Origin of the sequence: Persicitalea jodogahamensis (genome assembly GCF_014651615.1) — a bacterium.
Lineage (GTDB): Bacteria > Bacteroidota > Bacteroidia > Cytophagales > Spirosomataceae > Persicitalea > Persicitalea jodogahamensis.
This window is the reverse complement of sequence record NZ_BMXF01000002.1, coordinates 378,255-394,278: the sequence shown is the minus strand read 5'-3', so window position 1 is coordinate 394,278 and position 16,024 is coordinate 378,255. Positions and strand designations below refer to the sequence as shown.

The 16,024-nt window shown below is 52.3% G+C and carries 17 protein-coding genes and 1 riboswitch; of the genes, 4 read left to right on the top strand and 13 right to left on the bottom strand.

Annotated features, from left to right (window positions below; all coding sequences use genetic code 11):
• Nucleotides 1-10 precede the first annotated feature (10 nt).
• From IE117_RS11765 to IE117_RS11750, 4 genes are all read right to left on the bottom strand, one after another.
• Nucleotides 11-1,354 (bottom strand): Gfo/Idh/MocA family protein, encoded by a 1,344-nt coding sequence (locus tag IE117_RS11765; protein ID WP_189564609.1) that lies wholly within the window; start codon nucleotides 1,352-1,354, stop codon nucleotides 11-13.
• 107 nt (nucleotides 1,355-1,461) lie between these two features.
• Entirely contained in the window at nucleotides 1,462-2,310 is an 849-nt protein-coding gene (locus IE117_RS11760; protein WP_189564608.1) for a sugar phosphate isomerase/epimerase family protein, read from the bottom strand.
• Nucleotides 2,311-2,494: 184 nt separating this feature from the next.
• Entirely contained in the window at nucleotides 2,495-3,166 is a 672-nt protein-coding gene (locus IE117_RS11755) for a CBS domain-containing protein (protein WP_189564607.1), read from the bottom strand.
• Nucleotides 3,167-3,183: 17 nt separating this feature from the next.
• The gene (locus IE117_RS11750; RefSeq protein WP_189564606.1) at nucleotides 3,184-3,966 is read right to left on the bottom strand and encodes an alpha/beta fold hydrolase; all 783 of its coding nucleotides are present in this window, start codon (nucleotides 3,964-3,966) and stop codon (nucleotides 3,184-3,186) included.
• A 379-nt stretch (nucleotides 3,967-4,345) separates the two neighbouring features.
• On the opposite strand from IE117_RS11750, the gene IE117_RS11745 reads away from it, so the two are divergent.
• The gene (locus IE117_RS11745; protein ID WP_189564605.1) at nucleotides 4,346-5,593 is read left to right on the top strand and encodes an NAD(P)/FAD-dependent oxidoreductase; all 1,248 of its coding nucleotides are present in this window, start codon (nucleotides 4,346-4,348) and stop codon (nucleotides 5,591-5,593) included.
• On the opposite strand, the gene IE117_RS11740 is transcribed toward IE117_RS11745, so the two are convergent.
• Nucleotides 5,583-6,392 (bottom strand): cysteine hydrolase family protein, encoded by an 810-nt coding sequence (locus tag IE117_RS11740; RefSeq protein WP_189564604.1) that lies wholly within the window; start codon nucleotides 6,390-6,392, stop codon nucleotides 5,583-5,585. The genes IE117_RS11745 and IE117_RS11740 overlap by 11 nt on opposite strands.
• A gap of 29 nt (nucleotides 6,393-6,421) precedes the next feature.
• On the bottom strand, nucleotides 6,422-6,970 hold the full coding sequence (locus IE117_RS11735; protein ID WP_189564603.1) for a hypothetical protein: 549 nt from the start codon (nucleotides 6,968-6,970) through the stop codon (nucleotides 6,422-6,424).
• A 222-nt stretch (nucleotides 6,971-7,192) separates the two neighbouring features.
• Here IE117_RS11735 and IE117_RS11730 point away from each other — a divergent pair, with 222 nt between their 5' ends.
• The gene (locus IE117_RS11730) at nucleotides 7,193-7,480 is read left to right on the top strand and encodes a hypothetical protein (RefSeq protein ID WP_189564602.1); all 288 of its coding nucleotides are present in this window, start codon (nucleotides 7,193-7,195) and stop codon (nucleotides 7,478-7,480) included.
• A 60-nt stretch (nucleotides 7,481-7,540) separates the two neighbouring features.
• Here IE117_RS11730 and metK read toward each other — a convergent pair whose 3' ends face one another.
• The 4 genes from metK to IE117_RS11710 form a co-directional block, all read right to left on the bottom strand.
• Entirely contained in the window at nucleotides 7,541-8,821 is a 1,281-nt protein-coding gene (metK, locus tag IE117_RS11725) for a methionine adenosyltransferase (RefSeq protein WP_189564601.1), read from the bottom strand.
• A 104-nt stretch (nucleotides 8,822-8,925) separates the two neighbouring features.
• A riboswitch (SAM-I-IV-variant riboswitch) is annotated at nucleotides 8,926-9,025 on the bottom strand.
• Between the two features lie 36 nt (nucleotides 9,026-9,061).
• The gene (locus IE117_RS11720; protein ID WP_189564600.1) at nucleotides 9,062-10,222 is read right to left on the bottom strand and encodes a lycopene cyclase family protein; all 1,161 of its coding nucleotides are present in this window, start codon (nucleotides 10,220-10,222) and stop codon (nucleotides 9,062-9,064) included.
• Nucleotides 10,219-11,097 carry a lipoyl synthase gene (lipA, locus tag IE117_RS11715; protein ID WP_189564599.1) on the bottom strand — a complete coding sequence of 293 codons (879 nt, stop codon included), beginning with the start codon at nucleotides 11,095-11,097 and terminating at the stop codon, nucleotides 10,219-10,221. The genes IE117_RS11720 and lipA overlap by 4 nt, the downstream gene beginning before the upstream one ends.
• Nucleotides 11,098-11,236: 139 nt before the next feature.
• Nucleotides 11,237-11,986 (bottom strand): hypothetical protein, encoded by a 750-nt coding sequence (locus IE117_RS11710; protein ID WP_189564598.1) that lies wholly within the window; start codon nucleotides 11,984-11,986, stop codon nucleotides 11,237-11,239.
• Nucleotides 11,987-12,113: 127 nt separating this feature from the next.
• Here IE117_RS11710 and IE117_RS11705 point away from each other — a divergent pair, with 127 nt between their 5' ends.
• Nucleotides 12,114-12,542 (top strand): OsmC family protein, encoded by a 429-nt coding sequence (locus IE117_RS11705; RefSeq protein ID WP_189564597.1) that lies wholly within the window; start codon nucleotides 12,114-12,116, stop codon nucleotides 12,540-12,542.
• A 59-nt stretch (nucleotides 12,543-12,601) separates the two neighbouring features.
• On the opposite strand, the gene ytxJ is transcribed toward IE117_RS11705, so the two are convergent.
• Nucleotides 12,602-12,955 (bottom strand): bacillithiol system redox-active protein YtxJ, encoded by a 354-nt coding sequence (gene ytxJ / locus IE117_RS11700; RefSeq protein ID WP_189564596.1) that lies wholly within the window; start codon nucleotides 12,953-12,955, stop codon nucleotides 12,602-12,604.
• Between the two features lie 134 nt (nucleotides 12,956-13,089).
• Nucleotides 13,090-13,428, bottom strand: a complete 339-nt coding sequence (locus tag IE117_RS11695) for a phosphoribosylpyrophosphate synthetase (protein ID WP_189564595.1) — start codon at nucleotides 13,426-13,428, stop codon at nucleotides 13,090-13,092.
• Nucleotides 13,429-13,497: 69 nt separating this feature from the next.
• Here IE117_RS11695 and IE117_RS11690 point away from each other — a divergent pair, with 69 nt between their 5' ends.
• Entirely contained in the window at nucleotides 13,498-14,775 is a 1,278-nt protein-coding gene (locus tag IE117_RS11690; RefSeq protein ID WP_229580767.1) for a 3-deoxy-D-manno-octulosonic acid transferase, read from the top strand.
• Between the two features lie 22 nt (nucleotides 14,776-14,797).
• Here IE117_RS11690 and IE117_RS11685 read toward each other — a convergent pair whose 3' ends face one another.
• The gene (locus IE117_RS11685; protein ID WP_189564594.1) at nucleotides 14,798-16,018 is read right to left on the bottom strand and encodes an ROK family protein; all 1,221 of its coding nucleotides are present in this window, start codon (nucleotides 16,016-16,018) and stop codon (nucleotides 14,798-14,800) included.
• Nucleotides 16,019-16,024 lie beyond the last annotated feature (6 nt).

The following is a 16,024-nucleotide window of genomic DNA, read 5'->3' as shown; positions in this document are numbered from 1 at the left end:
CTCTGAGGTATCAGAGCTTTGGTTCCCAGCCTGGCTGGTACTCACGGTCCCAGTATTTCATGGCTTTCTTGTCCATGATTTTGCCATTCTTGGGATCAACATCCAGCGGCTGCCCTCCCGTGCGATAAGCGATGTTGGCCAAATGGCACAAGTGTACACTCTTGGCCCCTTCGGCGATCGGCGAGTTCTGCGTGGCCGTACCGCGCACGGCGTCGAAGAAATTGACCACGTGCAGCGTGCTCATGTCGCCTCCACCGCCCAGGGCGGTACCGGCTTCGCTGCCTTTCGATTCACTGCTTTTGATCAGCTTACCACTGCGGTCGTAGAGTTTGTAGCCCCCCCGGTCGACGTAAACATTGCCCTCGGTGCCAAAGATCAATGTCCCGCGGTCGCTGCCGAAGGTATTGTAGCCATTGCGGCTTTGGCCCTGCCATTGAACTATTTTATTGCCTGGAAAACGGAACGTGGCTTCCATTGTATCGTACATCTCCCAGCCATCGTTGGGAAAGTACCGCTTGTCAGCCTCGATTTCAACCCGTTCGGGATAATCGGCCTGCAAGGCCCAGCGTGCCACGTCAAGCTCGTGCGTTCCGTTATTTCCCGACTCGGCGGTACCGTAGTTCCAGCCGTACCAGTGCCAGTTGTAATCCCAGGTTTCACTGGTGTAGTCACGGTGTGGAGCCGGCCCCTGCCACAGTTCCCAATCGAGTCCTTCGGGAATGGGCGCCTTCTGCTGTTTGGGTACTTCGCCACGCGCACTGGCATAAAAGGCAATGGCTTTATAGGGCTTGCCAATGGCACCATTATGGATTTCCTTGATGATCTCCTGCGATTCAGGGGCTGAGCGCTGCTGGTTACCCATCTGAATCACCTTGTTGTACTTTTTCTGAAACTCTACCAGCAACTCGCCTTCCCGCGGATTGTGGCTACAGGGTTTCTCGACATACACGTGCTTGCCTGCCTTCACAGCCATCCAGGTGCCGGGCGCGTGCCAGTGGTCGGGCGTGGCATTGATGAGGGCGTCAATCTTCGGATCTTCGATGACCTTGCGGATGTCGTTCTCCAGCTTGGGAGCGTAGTCGATGTGCTTGGAAAACTTCTTCGCCGCCGACTCACGCTGGCTTTTCATGACATCACAAAGATAGACCAACTCTACATTGCTGCTTTTTAATCCAATGGGCTGATAGTAGGCACCCAAGCGACGGCCCAATCCGGCGATGCCGATCTGCAGACGATCATTGGCGCCAATAATCTTGGCATAGCTCCTGGCCGACATGCCTTTTGTTACGCCCGCTAACGTGATTCCTGCTGTGCCAAGCGCAACTTTTTTTATGAATTCTCTTCTTTTTTCCATGTTTCTAATGTTTGTGAATGCGCCGATAGACGCCCCCCAGGTACATTACCCAGGTAGTCGATTTCGATTCGTTGTAAATAAAGTCTCTTCTGCCGACCCTTGCTGTTTTACCCCTTCCGTGTTGCATCCAGTACTCCCCGGAAATAACCGACGGATTCGGCAATACCAGCCAGCGGATCACTCATGTCTTTCTCATATTCCAAAGCGCAGACGCCGCTGTATTTAACCTTGCGGAGCGTCTTGACCAATTTGGGAATATCGATGACCCCACGTCCGAGTTCATTAGTCTTGCCATCGCCTGTGGCAGCAGTGACGTTTTTCAGGTGCATGTCGAAAATTCGCTTGTGGTACTTTTCGAAATCGGCGATGGGGTCGTTGCCATAGCGCATGTCGTGACCGATGTCAAAACACATTCCTACGCGCGGATCGAGGTCTTTGATATAGCCATTAACCGTTACGGCATTGGGGTACACTTTGTCTCCCGGTCCGTGGTTATGAATAGCGTAACGAATATTGTATTCCTTTACCTTTTGCTCCACATAAGGGAGATCGCCGGTTTCGGGAATGCCTACGATCAGGTCGACGCCGACGCGCTTGGCGTAATCAAACGCCTGGTCGATGGCTTCGCGGGTTTTCATGTAAATCGGCCCTACGGCGTAGCCCTTTATGTCCGATTCCTTAAGCTTGGCATGAAATGCTGCGATTTCTTCCGCGCTGCTTTTCATGGGCAAGTGAAAATCTTTGATACACAGCCAATGCACATCCACCTTCTTGATCATTTCTAAAGCAGGATCAAGCTTGAACTTCACGAAAGTGTAGCCCGCTATTCCCAAGCGGAAGCTCTCTTCTTCCTCATGAAGCATATTGTCCCCATTGGCTCGCGTAAAGCCGGGAGTCAACAAAGATAGCGCCGCCGCTCCCGATGCGCCTTTAATGAATGTTCTACGTGATGACATTTTATTTGATAGAAAATTGACGATAGACAATGGATAATCAAATCCACTACCTATAAGGACGATAATGCCAAACATTACCCTTAGAACGGAAGGGAGCTAACAGAAAAAGAGGGAGGACGGTGTCGAAAGTGGTATCAGAGTCCAGCGCCTGATTTTGCATTGTCCATCTTCAACTATACACTGACTAAGTGGCCAGATACCGCAGCAGCATATCGAACCGCTCCTGGTCGATACTCTCGACCGGGTCGTTGGCGTGGGCCTCCTCAATGGCGTAGCCGTAGCGCTCGAGGGTGGCGATGACAGGGTTGATGTCGGTCCGGTTGAGCTTGAGCGTCAGGCGGGCATCACCGGGATCGGCGTAGGTCGCGGCTGAAGCGTAATAGCTACTGATGATTTTAGTACCGTTGGACTCGATCAGGCGGCTCAGTTCTGAGAGGGAGTAGTCACGCTCGGCTATCTTGAGAACCAGCACAGCACCGATCTCCTGCACGCCAAGTACTCCGGCAAAGTTTTCCAGGAGGTCGTTCATCAGGATAGTCCCCGCCAGCTGCCCTTCCCCGTCGATAACCGGAATCACTTTCAGCCGGTACTGGTTTGCCAGCCGAAGCAGCTCGTACACATGCTGCCCCTCGTTAGCGTACACATCTTCATGCTGCCGGATGATGTCGGCCAGTGGCACGGTGTCGTCGATTACATCGAGCAACAGATTTTCCGATACAAGCCCCTTATAAGTACCATCCTCTCCCACGACCAGCTGCGGAGTAGCATACTCATCCATCCAGGCCAGCGCCGTACCCACTGTATCAGTAAGTTTCAACGTGGGCAGCATGGGATTGAGTAGCGTGGCAGCAAGCATAGGTGTGGGTGGGATTTTTAATTAATAGGAACGGGTTCTAATAACGTATGCTTGGCCAAAAATTGTTCGAGGATGACATTGAACTTACCGGGGTGCTCCATCATAGGGGCGTGGCAGCATTTGTCGATAAAGTGCAGTTCGGAGTTTTTGATCAGGCGCTTGAACTCATGACCCACGTAAGGCGGTGTGATCGTATCGTTCAGTCCCCACACCAGTAGTGTCGGGATGTTGATACGGTGCAGTTCCTTGGCCAGGTTATGCCGCTGGGCCGATTTGGCAATACCTACAATGCTCATGCACTTGGCGATGCTCGAAGTCGTCTCGAACACCTCGTCGATCAACTCTTTGGTAGCTACCTTGGGATCGTAAAAAGTATAGGCGACACGTTCGGCGATGTAGGAATAGCTACCTCGCTTCGGGAAGGAGCCTCCCATTGAGTTCTCGAACAACCCCGAACTACCCGTAAGGATTAGTCGTTGGACGTTTTCGGGATTTTTGAGGGTGTAGAGTAAGCCGATGTGTCCGCCCAGAGAATTTCCCAGCAGCGTGAGGTTTTTCAGCTCTTTGAAATCCAGAAACTTTTCCAGAAAATCCAGAAGGGCCTCCAATCCGGCTTTACGGGGTGGGAGTTCGTAGATTGGCAGAACCGGAATCAGCACCCGGTAGCGATTGGAAAAACCGTCGATGACACCGTCCCAGTTGCTCAAGGCTCCGAAAAGGCCATGCAGCAGCAGCAGGTTTTCGCCCTGGCCCTCGTCGATGTACCGGAATCCGCCTTCCTCGTGTACCTGGTATTTCATTTATTGTATGGATAAAAAGTTGTGTTGTATTGGAGGATGATATTTTGTACTTGCGTTGGGAGTCGACGGGACAGCCTTCGCTGCTTTACCTTCATTGATACAAAGTACGGGTGCCCGGATGCTCACCCGCGCAAATAATCGCCAATGTAGTGGGAGCTTATTTTATGACTAATCAAATCCACAATTAAACGGAACCGTTCGCTATAATAAGCAAAATGCACGGATCGTGTATAAAAATATGCCTAATTTTCCAGAATTATAGATGCGTACGGGTTCAAAGCTACGGTTTTTTCAAAAAAACAAGGGTACTTCCACAAAAAAAATCTGTTACTCAATCTTATAAATTTTATATTAAAACAAAACATTTAGCTCAATAAACATGGAAACGTCCTATCCCATTGTGATCATAGGCGGCGGCATGGCAGGCCTGACGTGTGCACGATACCTGCAAAAGGCGGGCCGTAAGAGTCTCATACTGGAAGCCGGCGACGCTGTTGGCGGGCGCGTTCGCACTGACCTGCACGAGGGTTTCCGGCTCGATCGTGGTTTCCAGATACTGCTCACTTCATACCCCGAGGCAAAACGCCTGCTGGACTATGACGCACTCGATTTGAAGGCTTTCCGCTCGGGAGCGATCATCCGGCAGGAAGGCAAAGGCCGCGATGGCTTCACCGAAATGCCGAATCCCCTGAAAGAGCCGCTTGGCATTTTCAAAGCGCTGGCCGCGCCGGTAGGTTCGCTGGGCGATAAACTGCGGCTGGTGGAACTGATGCGGGAGGTAAACGAGGTGACGCGGGCGGAAGATTTTTTTAAGGATGCGGACACTTCTACCCTGGAATATTTGCAGGATTACGGATGGAGCCAGGAAATGATCGTTGATTTTTTCCGGCCCTTCTTTGGCGGAGTTTTCCTGGAAAACGAACTGGTCACGTCTAGCAATTTCTTCCGCTTCGTATTTAAGCAATTTTATAACGGAGATGCAGTCGTTCCGGCGAAGGGCATGCAGGCCATTCCCGAGCAGCTGGCGGCCAAACTTCCTGCCGATTCGCTGCGGCTGAATACGCCCGTCACGGCTATCGAAGGCCAGACTATTTATTTGAGAAATGGCGAAAAGATTCAGGCCGATACGATTGTCATCGCCACCGATGCCGCCGCCGCCGACCGCCTTTTGGGAAATAACCAGGAGCGGGAATACAACGTAACTACCTGCACCTACTTTGCAGCAGCGCAGTCGCCCTCGCGTAAGAAAATGCTGCTCCTGAATCCCCACCAACTTTCTGCCGTAGATCACTTGTGCGTCCCCAGCGACGTTGCGCCCGATTATGCTCCCGCCGGGCAGAGCCTGATTTCAGTCAGCACGCAGAATCTCGAACTGTCGGATGACACCAAGCTGGCTGATGACATTAAAATGGAACTCAGCGAGTGGTTTGGAGAAGAAGTGCGGGCCTGGCAGCATCTGCGCAGCTACCATCTGCCGCAGGCCCTGGTACGCTTTGCGGCAGGTAGTTCAGCTGAAACTCTGCGGTTATCCCCCGACCTATACCGCTGTGGTGACTATACGGCTTATCCGTCGCTGAATGCTGCCATGCAGACTGGCCGCGAAGTGGCAGAAATGATCATTGGGTAGAATCCGCCGACAGCTGGGATGACGTGGTAAAATTCAGGCCAAGGTCGCGGGCTTCGGCGTAGATGGGTTCAGCCAAATGGCCCAGCCCCGCAACGTCGGAGGTACAGTCGGTAAGCAGCGTTACTTTTTTCGCCAACTCAGGGGCGTGGTGGAGAAGCTGGCGGAGACTTGTAGCCACACAATGCGAACGGGCTTCTCCGGCCAGCCATATGTGGTCGTACTGAGCCAGGTCGTCGAGCAGTGGGCGGTTCAGGCCCGTTTCGGGCGAACCCGGTACCGGAATTTGGGCCTGGAATACGCCAAAATGTTCGGCCAGCGGGTGCAGCCCTTTCATCACTGCCGCATAATTTTTCTGCTCACGCTGCGACCACTGCCGCAGCACCGTTGCCAGCGGCTCGGCCAAGGATGCCCCGCGCGTACCGACCAGGCAATGCTCGGGCCAGATAAAATGCTGGAACTCGCCCTGCGCTTCCAGTTGCCGAAGGTAGTTTTTCACGTAGTCGAACTCAAAAACGGGCTGCCAGGTACCTGCTTCCACATCAGCCAACCCGATAGGCGTAAAGGGAACGGGTGGCTTGCCGTCAGCATCCTGCCAAAAGCCAGGATGCGCGATATCCAGCACATGGTGCGTGTCAAGCGTAACGATAATGTGGTCGATACGTTTACCACTCCGCTCGACCAAACTTGCCAGCCGCTCCACATCCTGGACGGCCCCCGGTACAAATAAGGCTCCGTTCGGGTCGCAAAAATCAAACTGCGCATCGATAATCAGCAGAACGACGTTTTCTTTTTCAGGCATAACCGCTACTTAAATTTTTGTCAAAAAAATTAATTCCACTCCCGAGGCAATTCCATCTGCCTGGCGTAATGCTGGGAACACATGCTGTGCACGTATTGCAGCAACTTCTCCACGCTTTCCGCGAAATCCACGTAGTAGTCTTCGTCCAGCTTCGCGAGTTGCTTCAGGATTGTCTGAGTTTTCTTGGTAATATACAGCGCGCACTTATCCGAGCGTGAGGTGTAGTTGGTGAGTTGCTTGGGATGATTCTCGAAAAAATCGTTTAGCAGGGCGATGTTCAGTTCTATCTCGCCGTATTTGTCCTTCGTAATCTTCACATGGTGAGTGATATCCCCGCTCAGGGAGCGCATATCCATCATAATCCAGCCCGGCGAATGCTGGCTCATCTGGGCAACCTTAGCGATCCTCGACCGGATGGCTTCCCGTCTTTCGGGCAGGGTACTTCCATCCTCGATCAGCTCAAAGTGCAGCCGGTCGACCAGATTTTTGTCCTTATTGATCAGCCTGAGCAGTAGCTTATCTTTCTCTTTTCCGGGCATTTGCAAGATCGCTTTTTTGAGCGAGTCGGGTAGAGCCATGTCAATAATCTGTTTTTGTCAAAACATTGTTTTCGCACCAGAATCCCTGTGAAAAGTAAATAAGGCAAAATGCACGAGAATTTACCGCCTGGGCCGGGCATGATGGCTTGTAACCCCGCCTGGCCACCAACTACCTCTATTGAGTAAATAAGTCGCCTCGTTTGTTTTTGTGAACGATTCGGTCGAATCAGTTTTTCCTCAACTCCCTAAACTTTCAGTATTATGAAAAAAGAAATTACTCGTGTTGATGTAGGTTCCGTTGCCCTCATGTACGGGGGAATTCTGGCTTCGATCGGCTTGGTCATTGGCATTCTTTTCGCCATTTTTGGCTCAATGCTGATGTCATTGAATGCAAAATCTTCGATGCCGATGGGTGGCGGGATCGTATTGGCCGTTCTTTTGCCAATCATTTACGGCGCCATTGGTGCAATTCTAGGTGCTCTGTTCGCCGTTGCCTATAACTTTATCGCCGGGCGCATCGGCGGCGTGAAAGTTTACGTACGGGATTAAATATAAAAAGCCGGAGGATGATCCCTCCGGCTTTCAGAAAAAAAGCAGGCGGTTGAATTATTACAATCCAAACGCTTCTTTTATCTTTTCCACGAAATCCAGCTTCTCCCAGGTAAAAAGCTCTACTTCCATTTCCTTCTCGGTGCCATCGGCGCCTTTGAAGGTTTTCTTCACTACCTCGTTTACGCGCCCCATGTGTCCGTATGCAGCCGTTTCAGAGTAAATCGGGTTGCGGAGTTTCAGGCGTTCCTCGATCGCATAGGGGCGCATATCGAAAATCTGCTCAATCTTGCGGGCAATAGCCCCGTCGTTCATTTCTACTTTGGCCGTGCCTTTAGTATCCACAAACAAGCCGCAGGGCTTGGCTACTCCGATCGCGTAGGAAACCTGCACCAGCACCTCGTCGCAGAGGCCGGCAGCGACCATATTTTTGGCAATATGGCGTGTTGCATAGGCCGCCGAGCGGTCTACCTTGGAAGGATCTTTGCCTGAGAAAGCGCCACCACCGTGTGCCCCCTTGCCACCATAAGTATCCACAATAATCTTGCGGCCCGTCAGCCCCGTGTCGCCGTGCGGACCGCCGATTACAAACTTTCCGGTAGGGTTGATGTAATAGGTGATGTTGTCAGTGAACAGCTTTTGCATCTCTTCATTCAGCTTTTCCTTCACCCGTGGAATGACGAAAGAGATCACATCGGAATTGATCTTCTTCAACATGTCGGCCTCGCTGGCGAAGTCGTCGTGTTGGGTCGATACAACAATCGTGTCAATGCGCTGCGGTACATTGTCATCGCTGTACTCAATGGTCACCTGCGCTTTGGCGTCGGGGCGGAGGTAAGGAATCAGTTCAGGTTCGTTATTCCGGATATTGGATAATTCTTTCAGGATGCTATGGGCCAGGTCGAGGGCCAGCGGCATGTAGTTCTCGGTTTCGCTGGTCGCATAGCCGAACATCATGCCTTGGTCGCCCGCGCCCTGGGCGTTGGCTTTAGCCTCGAAGTCCTGACTTTCCGAAGCCCGATCCACCCCCTGATTGATATCAGCGCTCTGGTCGTGAATGGCCGAAAGCACACCGCAGGAGTTGGCCTCAAACATATACTCGCTCTTGGTGTAGCCGATTTTACGAATCACTTCCCGCGCGATTTTCTGAACATCGAGGTAGGTATTGGTCTTGACCTCACCGGCCAGCACCACCTGTCCGGTTGTGACGAGAGTTTCACAAGCCACCTTGCTATTGGGGTCCCACGCCATGAAGTTGTCGATGAGGGCATCCGAAATCTGGTCGGCTACTTTGTCGGGGTGTCCTTCCGACACTGATTCCGAAGTGAACAAATAAGGCATTTTTTTAATAAATTATGAGTGATGAATTATGGAAATGCGGCCCCTGTAAAAAATGGACACAGAAATGCCGGTTCGGAATTGCAGAATTCAGGAAGCAGGGCGGGAGAAGAGAACTTTATTGGCTTTTGACCCGCATCGTTCTTTTTCCACCGTGGTGTTCTGTCCCGGTTGGCGCTTCTTCGCAGAAGCTTCTGGATGCCGGCGCAAAATTGATTTTTTTTGAGAAAATAACCAAACTTGTCAGAATCTCTTTATCAGCGTATGGACCATTCCCTTGGTGAAAGCCCAGAGTGGAACAGTGGACATAATGCGCAAGTCATCCCATAAGGAATTTTTTCCGTCCAGAAACGCCAGGAGTACTGGGGTAGGACTTTTCCGATAGAGACGCGTGAAAATATCTTTTCCCGAGTGACGCTCATTCAACAAGACATTGAGTAATGTACTGTCCAGCAATCGCTTGAACCACGATCGTAGTGTTTCTTTCGGCGGCGATGGCTTGCCTGCTGTCAGGAGTTGCCTCACCAAATCCTGAGTAAACCACTGCGTGCGTTTGAAAGCGTAACCCGAGGATGCCTTCACGTAGCCACCGGAAGTACCGATCCTGATGACCTGACTGTCGCGGGATGTTTCAGGTACTTCATCCGTCATCGGAATAACGCCAAACTCTTCATGATGAATAGTGAAGTCTTCTACTCCCAGGATGTCGCGCAGGTAAGTGTGAAGCTCACGGTCGTAATCGGCGGGAGCCAATAATTTGTCGGAAAACACCGTGTACTCCACAAAAGCACGTTTTTCGTCAATGGGCAGCACATAACTGAACCGAACGCCGAGGCCGGCTTGTGCCACCCGGTAGTCCATCATGATCGGCACATTCGGGTCGAAGACGGGTTGTGGGGTGGTGATTTCCCAGCCCTTAAAGTGCTGGAGCATGTTTTCCCGCTTCTCGTTGTCGAGCCGCAACGGCGTCACACTGTCAAAAACATAATCGGCAATGAACTGCCCCGCTTCCGTGATTACAAAGCCGCCGTCGGCAGTACTGGTGAGGCGTTCAATATGGGTGTGCAGGAAGGTGATGTTGGGATTGGCAGCAAGATCGGTCTTGACAAAATCGTAGAAATCGATGCCCCGAATCCATTTATAAGCATAGTCGCCGAGGTCAAGTTTTTTCTCAAAACCGCCACTACCGTAGAAATAGACTTCCGGCCATTTACGGAAGATGATCGGATCAAACGGACTCTTCACATCGGTTTCCCAAAAGCACCAGGTCCGGTCGTTTTTATCCTTGCCATCTTTGTCAATGATAAGGATGTTTTTGTTACGCAGCACCGACTGATTCATGTAATAAGCCAGGCTCAACCCCGCCAAACCACCGCCCGCTATGATGTAGTCGTAGCGTTTCAAATCGGCACGTTCACGTGCCGTTCGGCATGGTAGCTGGAGCGTACAAGCGGGCCGGACTCAACATATTTCAGTCCCCTGCGCAGGCCTTCTTCGCGGTACATATCAAACATCTCGGGCGTAATCCATTCGATCACTTCGTGGTGCATCTTGGTGGGCTGGAGGTACTGGCCGAGCGTCAGGATATCAAGTCCATGGGCGACCATGTCATCCATTGCCTTGAACATTTCGTCTTTTGTTTCACCCAGGCCGAGCATGATGCCCGACTTGGTGCGCTGCCTGGCTTCCTTGGTACGGCGGATTTGTTCCAGACTGCGCTCGTACTTGGCCTGCGGGCGTACGCCCCGGTACAAACGCTCCACCGTCTCGATATTATGTGATACTACTTCCTGTCCGCCTTCGATCATCCGGAACAGCGCATCCCAGTTGTTTTTTACGTCGGGAATCAGCGTCTCAATGGTGGTCGAAGGGCTTTGTTCTTTTACCTGACGCACGGTTTGGTACCAGATTTCGGCCCCCCGGTCCTTTAACTCGTCACGGTTGACCGAAGTGATAACAGCGTGTTTGACGCCCATCAGCCGAATGGCCTCGGCCACGCGTTGCGGCTCCTCGGTATCGTACTCGGGCGGGCGTCCCGTGGCCACGGCGCAAAAGCTACAGCTACGGGTGCAGACATTGCCCAGAATCATGAAGGTGGCCGTACCTGCGCCCCAGCACTCGCCCATGTTGGGGCAACTACCGCTCTCGCAGATCGTGTGTAGTTTGTAAGTATCCACCAGCTGCCGCACCCTCAGAAAATCGGGGCCTGCAGGAAGTTTTACGCGCAGCCAATCGGGGCGCTTTTTGCGTTGGGAGGGAATGACGGGGAGTTCAATCATTTCAGGTATTCGGTTCTTGGCGGTCGGCTTTCGGCTGCTTTCTTCAGGTAGCCGTATCGGGTCAGACCGCTCTTACCGTAAATTTATTTTTACAAAAACTTGACGAGAGAGGGTACTAAGTCAATTCAGTTTCAAGGTGTCACTTCTTAAGTCCGTAATACAGCGTCACGAAGCCGGAGGTGAACAAGCTGCGGTTCTGGGCCTGAGGCATGATGATGATTTCACGGGAGAATGCTTCCGTTATGAAACCGATTTCGATTCCCGTCATGTTTTCACGGAAGGCGCTCAACTCAAAGCTGAGGGCTGCCTTGATATGCAGCCCAGGCACTATTTTGGCTTTGTCGAAGCCGGCAAAAAAACTACCCGCCCCAATAATGTCACCCGGCAGGTCTGGTGTGTACGGCACCGAAGTGACAACCCCCGCGCGGGGCTGCAGCTGCACATAATAAGGTTTCTCGATCCCGATGGACGGGCCGGCCGCCAGAATGCCGCTGATTGAAATTCCCTCATTGGAGTGGCGGTTGTAGAACATCAGTTCGCGGCCATACTCGGGGCGCAACACAAAAAAGTAGTTTTGCTTACCGTAGGTAAGACGAGAGCCATTGCCAGGATAAGGTGACGAAAATTCCTTCGGATGCTTTACATTAACCGCTTCCAAAGCCAGGTACCGGAACTGCTGCTTGCCGAAGAGAGTCCCGGGAAGGGCCTTGGAACTACGAACGACCGCACCTCCCAGCAGACCGGAGTTCGTATTGGTGGTCACACCACCCGAAAACAGCGAATTATACGTCTCGATGTCGGTATCCGGCTGGCCGCGCCGTTGCGCCCAGCTAAGGGTTGTCAGTAAAAAGCACAGGCTGCCGAGCAGTAAAGTTTTTGTATTCAGCATAGTATGAAGTTGCCAGGAAAGTGTTCCAAAGGGTGAAAATAGAGAATTTTGTTTGTTTCTCTATTTAATAACGCACCTTCTTAACGGTTTTTTATAATTTTATGTTCTTCTCACCAATCAGAAACTCATGCCGACGATCAAAACCGACTATTTGGGCGAATTACGCACGCAGGCCGTTCACCTGCAATCAGGCACCCAAATCCTCACCGACGCTCCCACCGACAATCAGGGCAAAGGCGAAGCTTTTTCACCCACTGATCTCGTAGCGGCGGCACTAGGCAGTTGCATGATGACAATTATGGGCATCGCCGCTCGTCGCGACGGCCTCGAACTGCAAGGCTCCGAAATGGAAATTACAAAGGGAATGTCTGCCGACGCCCCGCGCCGCATCGCCCGCATAGAACTCGAAATGAAAATGCTCACCGACCGGGAGTTGTCTGATGCGGAACGCGCCAGGCTGGAGCGTGCCGCTCGCACCTGCCCGGTCGCCCTTAGCCTGCATCCAGATGTAGTGCAGGCCGTGATCTTCACCTGGAAGGTATCTCAGGAAGCATAAAAAACGGGCGTGTCAGGAAATATTTTCCCGGCACGCCCGTCTTTACCTTTATACAAACCCTACACGAATTCTATACGGCTGGCTTGCTGGCTGATTTCATCGAAACTGATGTCAAAGTGCGACGCATCGTACACGCATTCACCTTTCGAAATAAGTAATACTTGCGGCGACTCGTGACGAACACCGAAAGTCTCTGCTATCTCGTTGGACAAAGAACGTAACGAAACCAAATCCAGATAGTAGGGAGCGAGGTCGCCCGCTTCATCGTCTTTCCATTTCCTTTCAAGCCTTGCCTTGGCCGTTGCACTGATATTACAGCGGGTGCTGTGTTTGAATATCAGAACCGGATGCCGCTGCGATTCTTCTCTAATTTCTTCCAGCTGTGAAGCCTGAGTCAGTTGGTGCCAATTCATAGTGTTTGTTTGGTAGCTTGTGCATTTGGTTGGGGAGGTCTCAAAAACCTATTGTAATAACAAATGTCGAATCGATCAGTTCCGACTTGCGCCTTATGCCATAAACGACTCAACGCCTCCCTCCCAAACAAAGGCTACTGCTTCACATGTCGCGTATCGAGTTTCTTAATCATCTCGGATGACAATGCATCGGCATAAGTACCATAAGCGTTGACGAGGGTTCCCTTCAGTCCCCCCTCTGACTCGATCGCATACAGAATCGAGTTGTCTGAGGGGTTCGTCATTCCTTCGAAACGGTGTACTTCTGTGATATCGAACTCTCCGGGCGAAAGCTTGATAACTTCCTCTTCGTTTTTGTGTTCCAACCCATCAGACAATAGGTTGAAGTTACAGGTATATCCTTTTTTTTCCAGAGCGGCGAGTGCCTCAGTCATGGTGTCGTAGCCGCCGTCTTCATTTGGTTGCGCTTTCATGGTAGTTGCTGTTTAGAGAATGGTTATTATTGAGAATAGGTACATTTGCAAAAATCTTACTAGCCTTCTTTGTTCACCGTATTATATCCCCTTTCTGTCCGTGCTTACGCATTGCTGATGCGTCTGGCAGCGTTTTTTCATCCCAAAGCCCGCCAGTGGGTAAACGGTAGAAAAAATCTCCTGCCCCGGCTCATTTCCGACCTCCCATCGCTGGTTCAGGGCCGGCCGATAGCCTGGTTTCACGCGGCTTCGCTCGGCGAATTCGAGCAGGGGCGTCCGGTAATGGAGGCATTTCGCGCCCGTTATCCTGACTATTTCATTTTCCTGACTTTCTTTTCGCCGTCGGGCTACGAAGTACGAAAAAACTATGCCGGAGCCGATTTTGTAACGTACTTACCCATCGATACGCCCGGCAATGCCCGACGGCTGGTAGGCTTACTGCGTCCACGCGTGGCGTTCTTCATTAAGTACGAATTTTGGTACAACTACCTTCGGGAGCTCCGGCTCAGCGGAGCCGTGATCCTGTCTTTCTCGGCCATTTTCCGCCCCGACCAGCTCTTCTTCAAATCGTACGGCAGGTTTTACACCGAACTCCTGCGCTATTTCGACCATATTCTGGTTCAGAACGATGAATCGGCCCGCCTGCTGGGAAGCATAGGTATCTCGTCAGTGACGGTGGCGGGAGACACCCGCTTCGACCGGGTGCGGCAAATTGCCGATGCCGCCCGCGACTTGCCCGAAATCGCTGCCTTTGTCCGGAATGAGCCCTGTCTGATAGTGGGCTCGGCTTGGGAGGCTGACAGAATGGTGATTACCCCGGCTTTGAATAATTTAAAGAGGCCGCTGAAAGCGATCATTGCTCCGCACGAAATCCACGAAACCGAGCTCGCCCGTTGGGAGCAAAGCCTGGCCGGACAAACGCTCCGTTACTCGGCGTACCAGGCTGCGGGATTTGAGATCAATAAAAATAAAGCGGCCCGATATTTACTTATTGATAACATAGGAATGCTATCGTCGCTATATCGCTACGGGCAGGTAGCATACATTGGTGGCGCATTCGGGGCCGGGCTGCATAATATTCTGGAAGCTGCCACCTTCGGCTTACCCGTCATATTCGGAAACAAGAATTTTGAGAAATTTCAGGAGGCCGTCGATCTCATCCGGCAGCAAGGCGCGTGGGCGGTGGGCGATGCCTCTGATTTTCAAAATAAACTGGAACTGTTTCTGAGCAACCCTTCCGTCCGGGCGGAAAGCGGGGCAATCAACCGTGCGTATGTTCAGACCCGCACGGGAGCCACCGACGATGTGATGCAGCGGGTGGCGGAGTTGTTGACTACAAAGTCCTGACCGTACGGTCAATTGCCGGTTGCTAACTGAATTCCCGCGCGACCAGCTGCTCCACCAAATGCACCTGAATACCCCACTGCCGGGCTTTGCTACCCAGCTGTGACACCCGTAACGAAAGGGTGTCCCTGAAATCAGAGAGGCAGTATTGATGAATAGCCTGCTTCACGGGATCGGCGATGAATGGTCCGGCCTCAGCCAGTAAGCCCGTAATGATTACAATCTCGGGATTGAACATATGGACAGCAGTGGCGATGCCCTTGCCCAATTCCGTTCCCAGGTCAGTCAGGAGTTCAATACAAAAAGCATCGCCACTGTGGGCGGCCCTGATGATATGGTGCGTGTCCAGCGGCTCGCTTTCCTTCTTCATCTGCAACAAGACCGTACTCCTACCGGCTTCTATCCCCGCCTGAGCTTCCCTGATCAGGGCAAAACCTGAGGTGATCGTATCCAGGCAGCCTATTTTTCCGCAGTGGCAGAGTAGCCCGTCGGGCTGTACCTGAATGTGGCCCAGCTCGCCCGCAAAGCCTGAGGCGCCGTTGAATACTTCGCCGTTGAGCAAAATACCCAGCCCCACACCCCAGTCAATATTGATCGTCAGAACGTGTTTTTTCCCCTTGGCCAGACCAAAGCGATGTTCGCCGATGGTGGTGGCGTGGGTGTCGTTGACAAGTATTACGGGTAGCTGAAACTGCCCTTCGAGCCTCGCCGCCAGAGAAAGATCGGCCCCCGTCAGGTGCGGGTAGGTTTGGTTGGTTCCCTTCTGAACATTGATGAGGCCGGGCATAGACACCCCGATTCCCCAGAGCCGGTTGTGGTCAAGATTATGCGCTTTCAGGAAAGCGCCCGTTTCATCAATGAGCGTATCCAGAAACGTTTCCGAATCGTCGAGTTTGAGGTCGATTTGCTTTTGGGCGACAAATTCGTTGGCAAGGTCAAAAACGACCAGCCGGGTATCGTGCCGCGTGATGTCGAGGATGAGCGTGGAGTATTTTTGCGTGTTCAGGCCGTACAAGGCGGGCGGCCGGCCGGCCCGCGCGACCCCGGTACCCGTTTCCTGAATCCAACCCTCCCTGATCAAGTCGTTGACAATTCCCGTCGCTGACGGGATGCTGGCGTGGAAGAGACGAGCCATTCGGTTGATCGAGGTCTGCCCGTTCTGGTATAGTTCGAGAATCAAATGGCTTCGCAGACGATTGCGGCGAATATCAATGACAGAACTGGCTTCGGCGGGAGGAGTGGTCATGAGGAA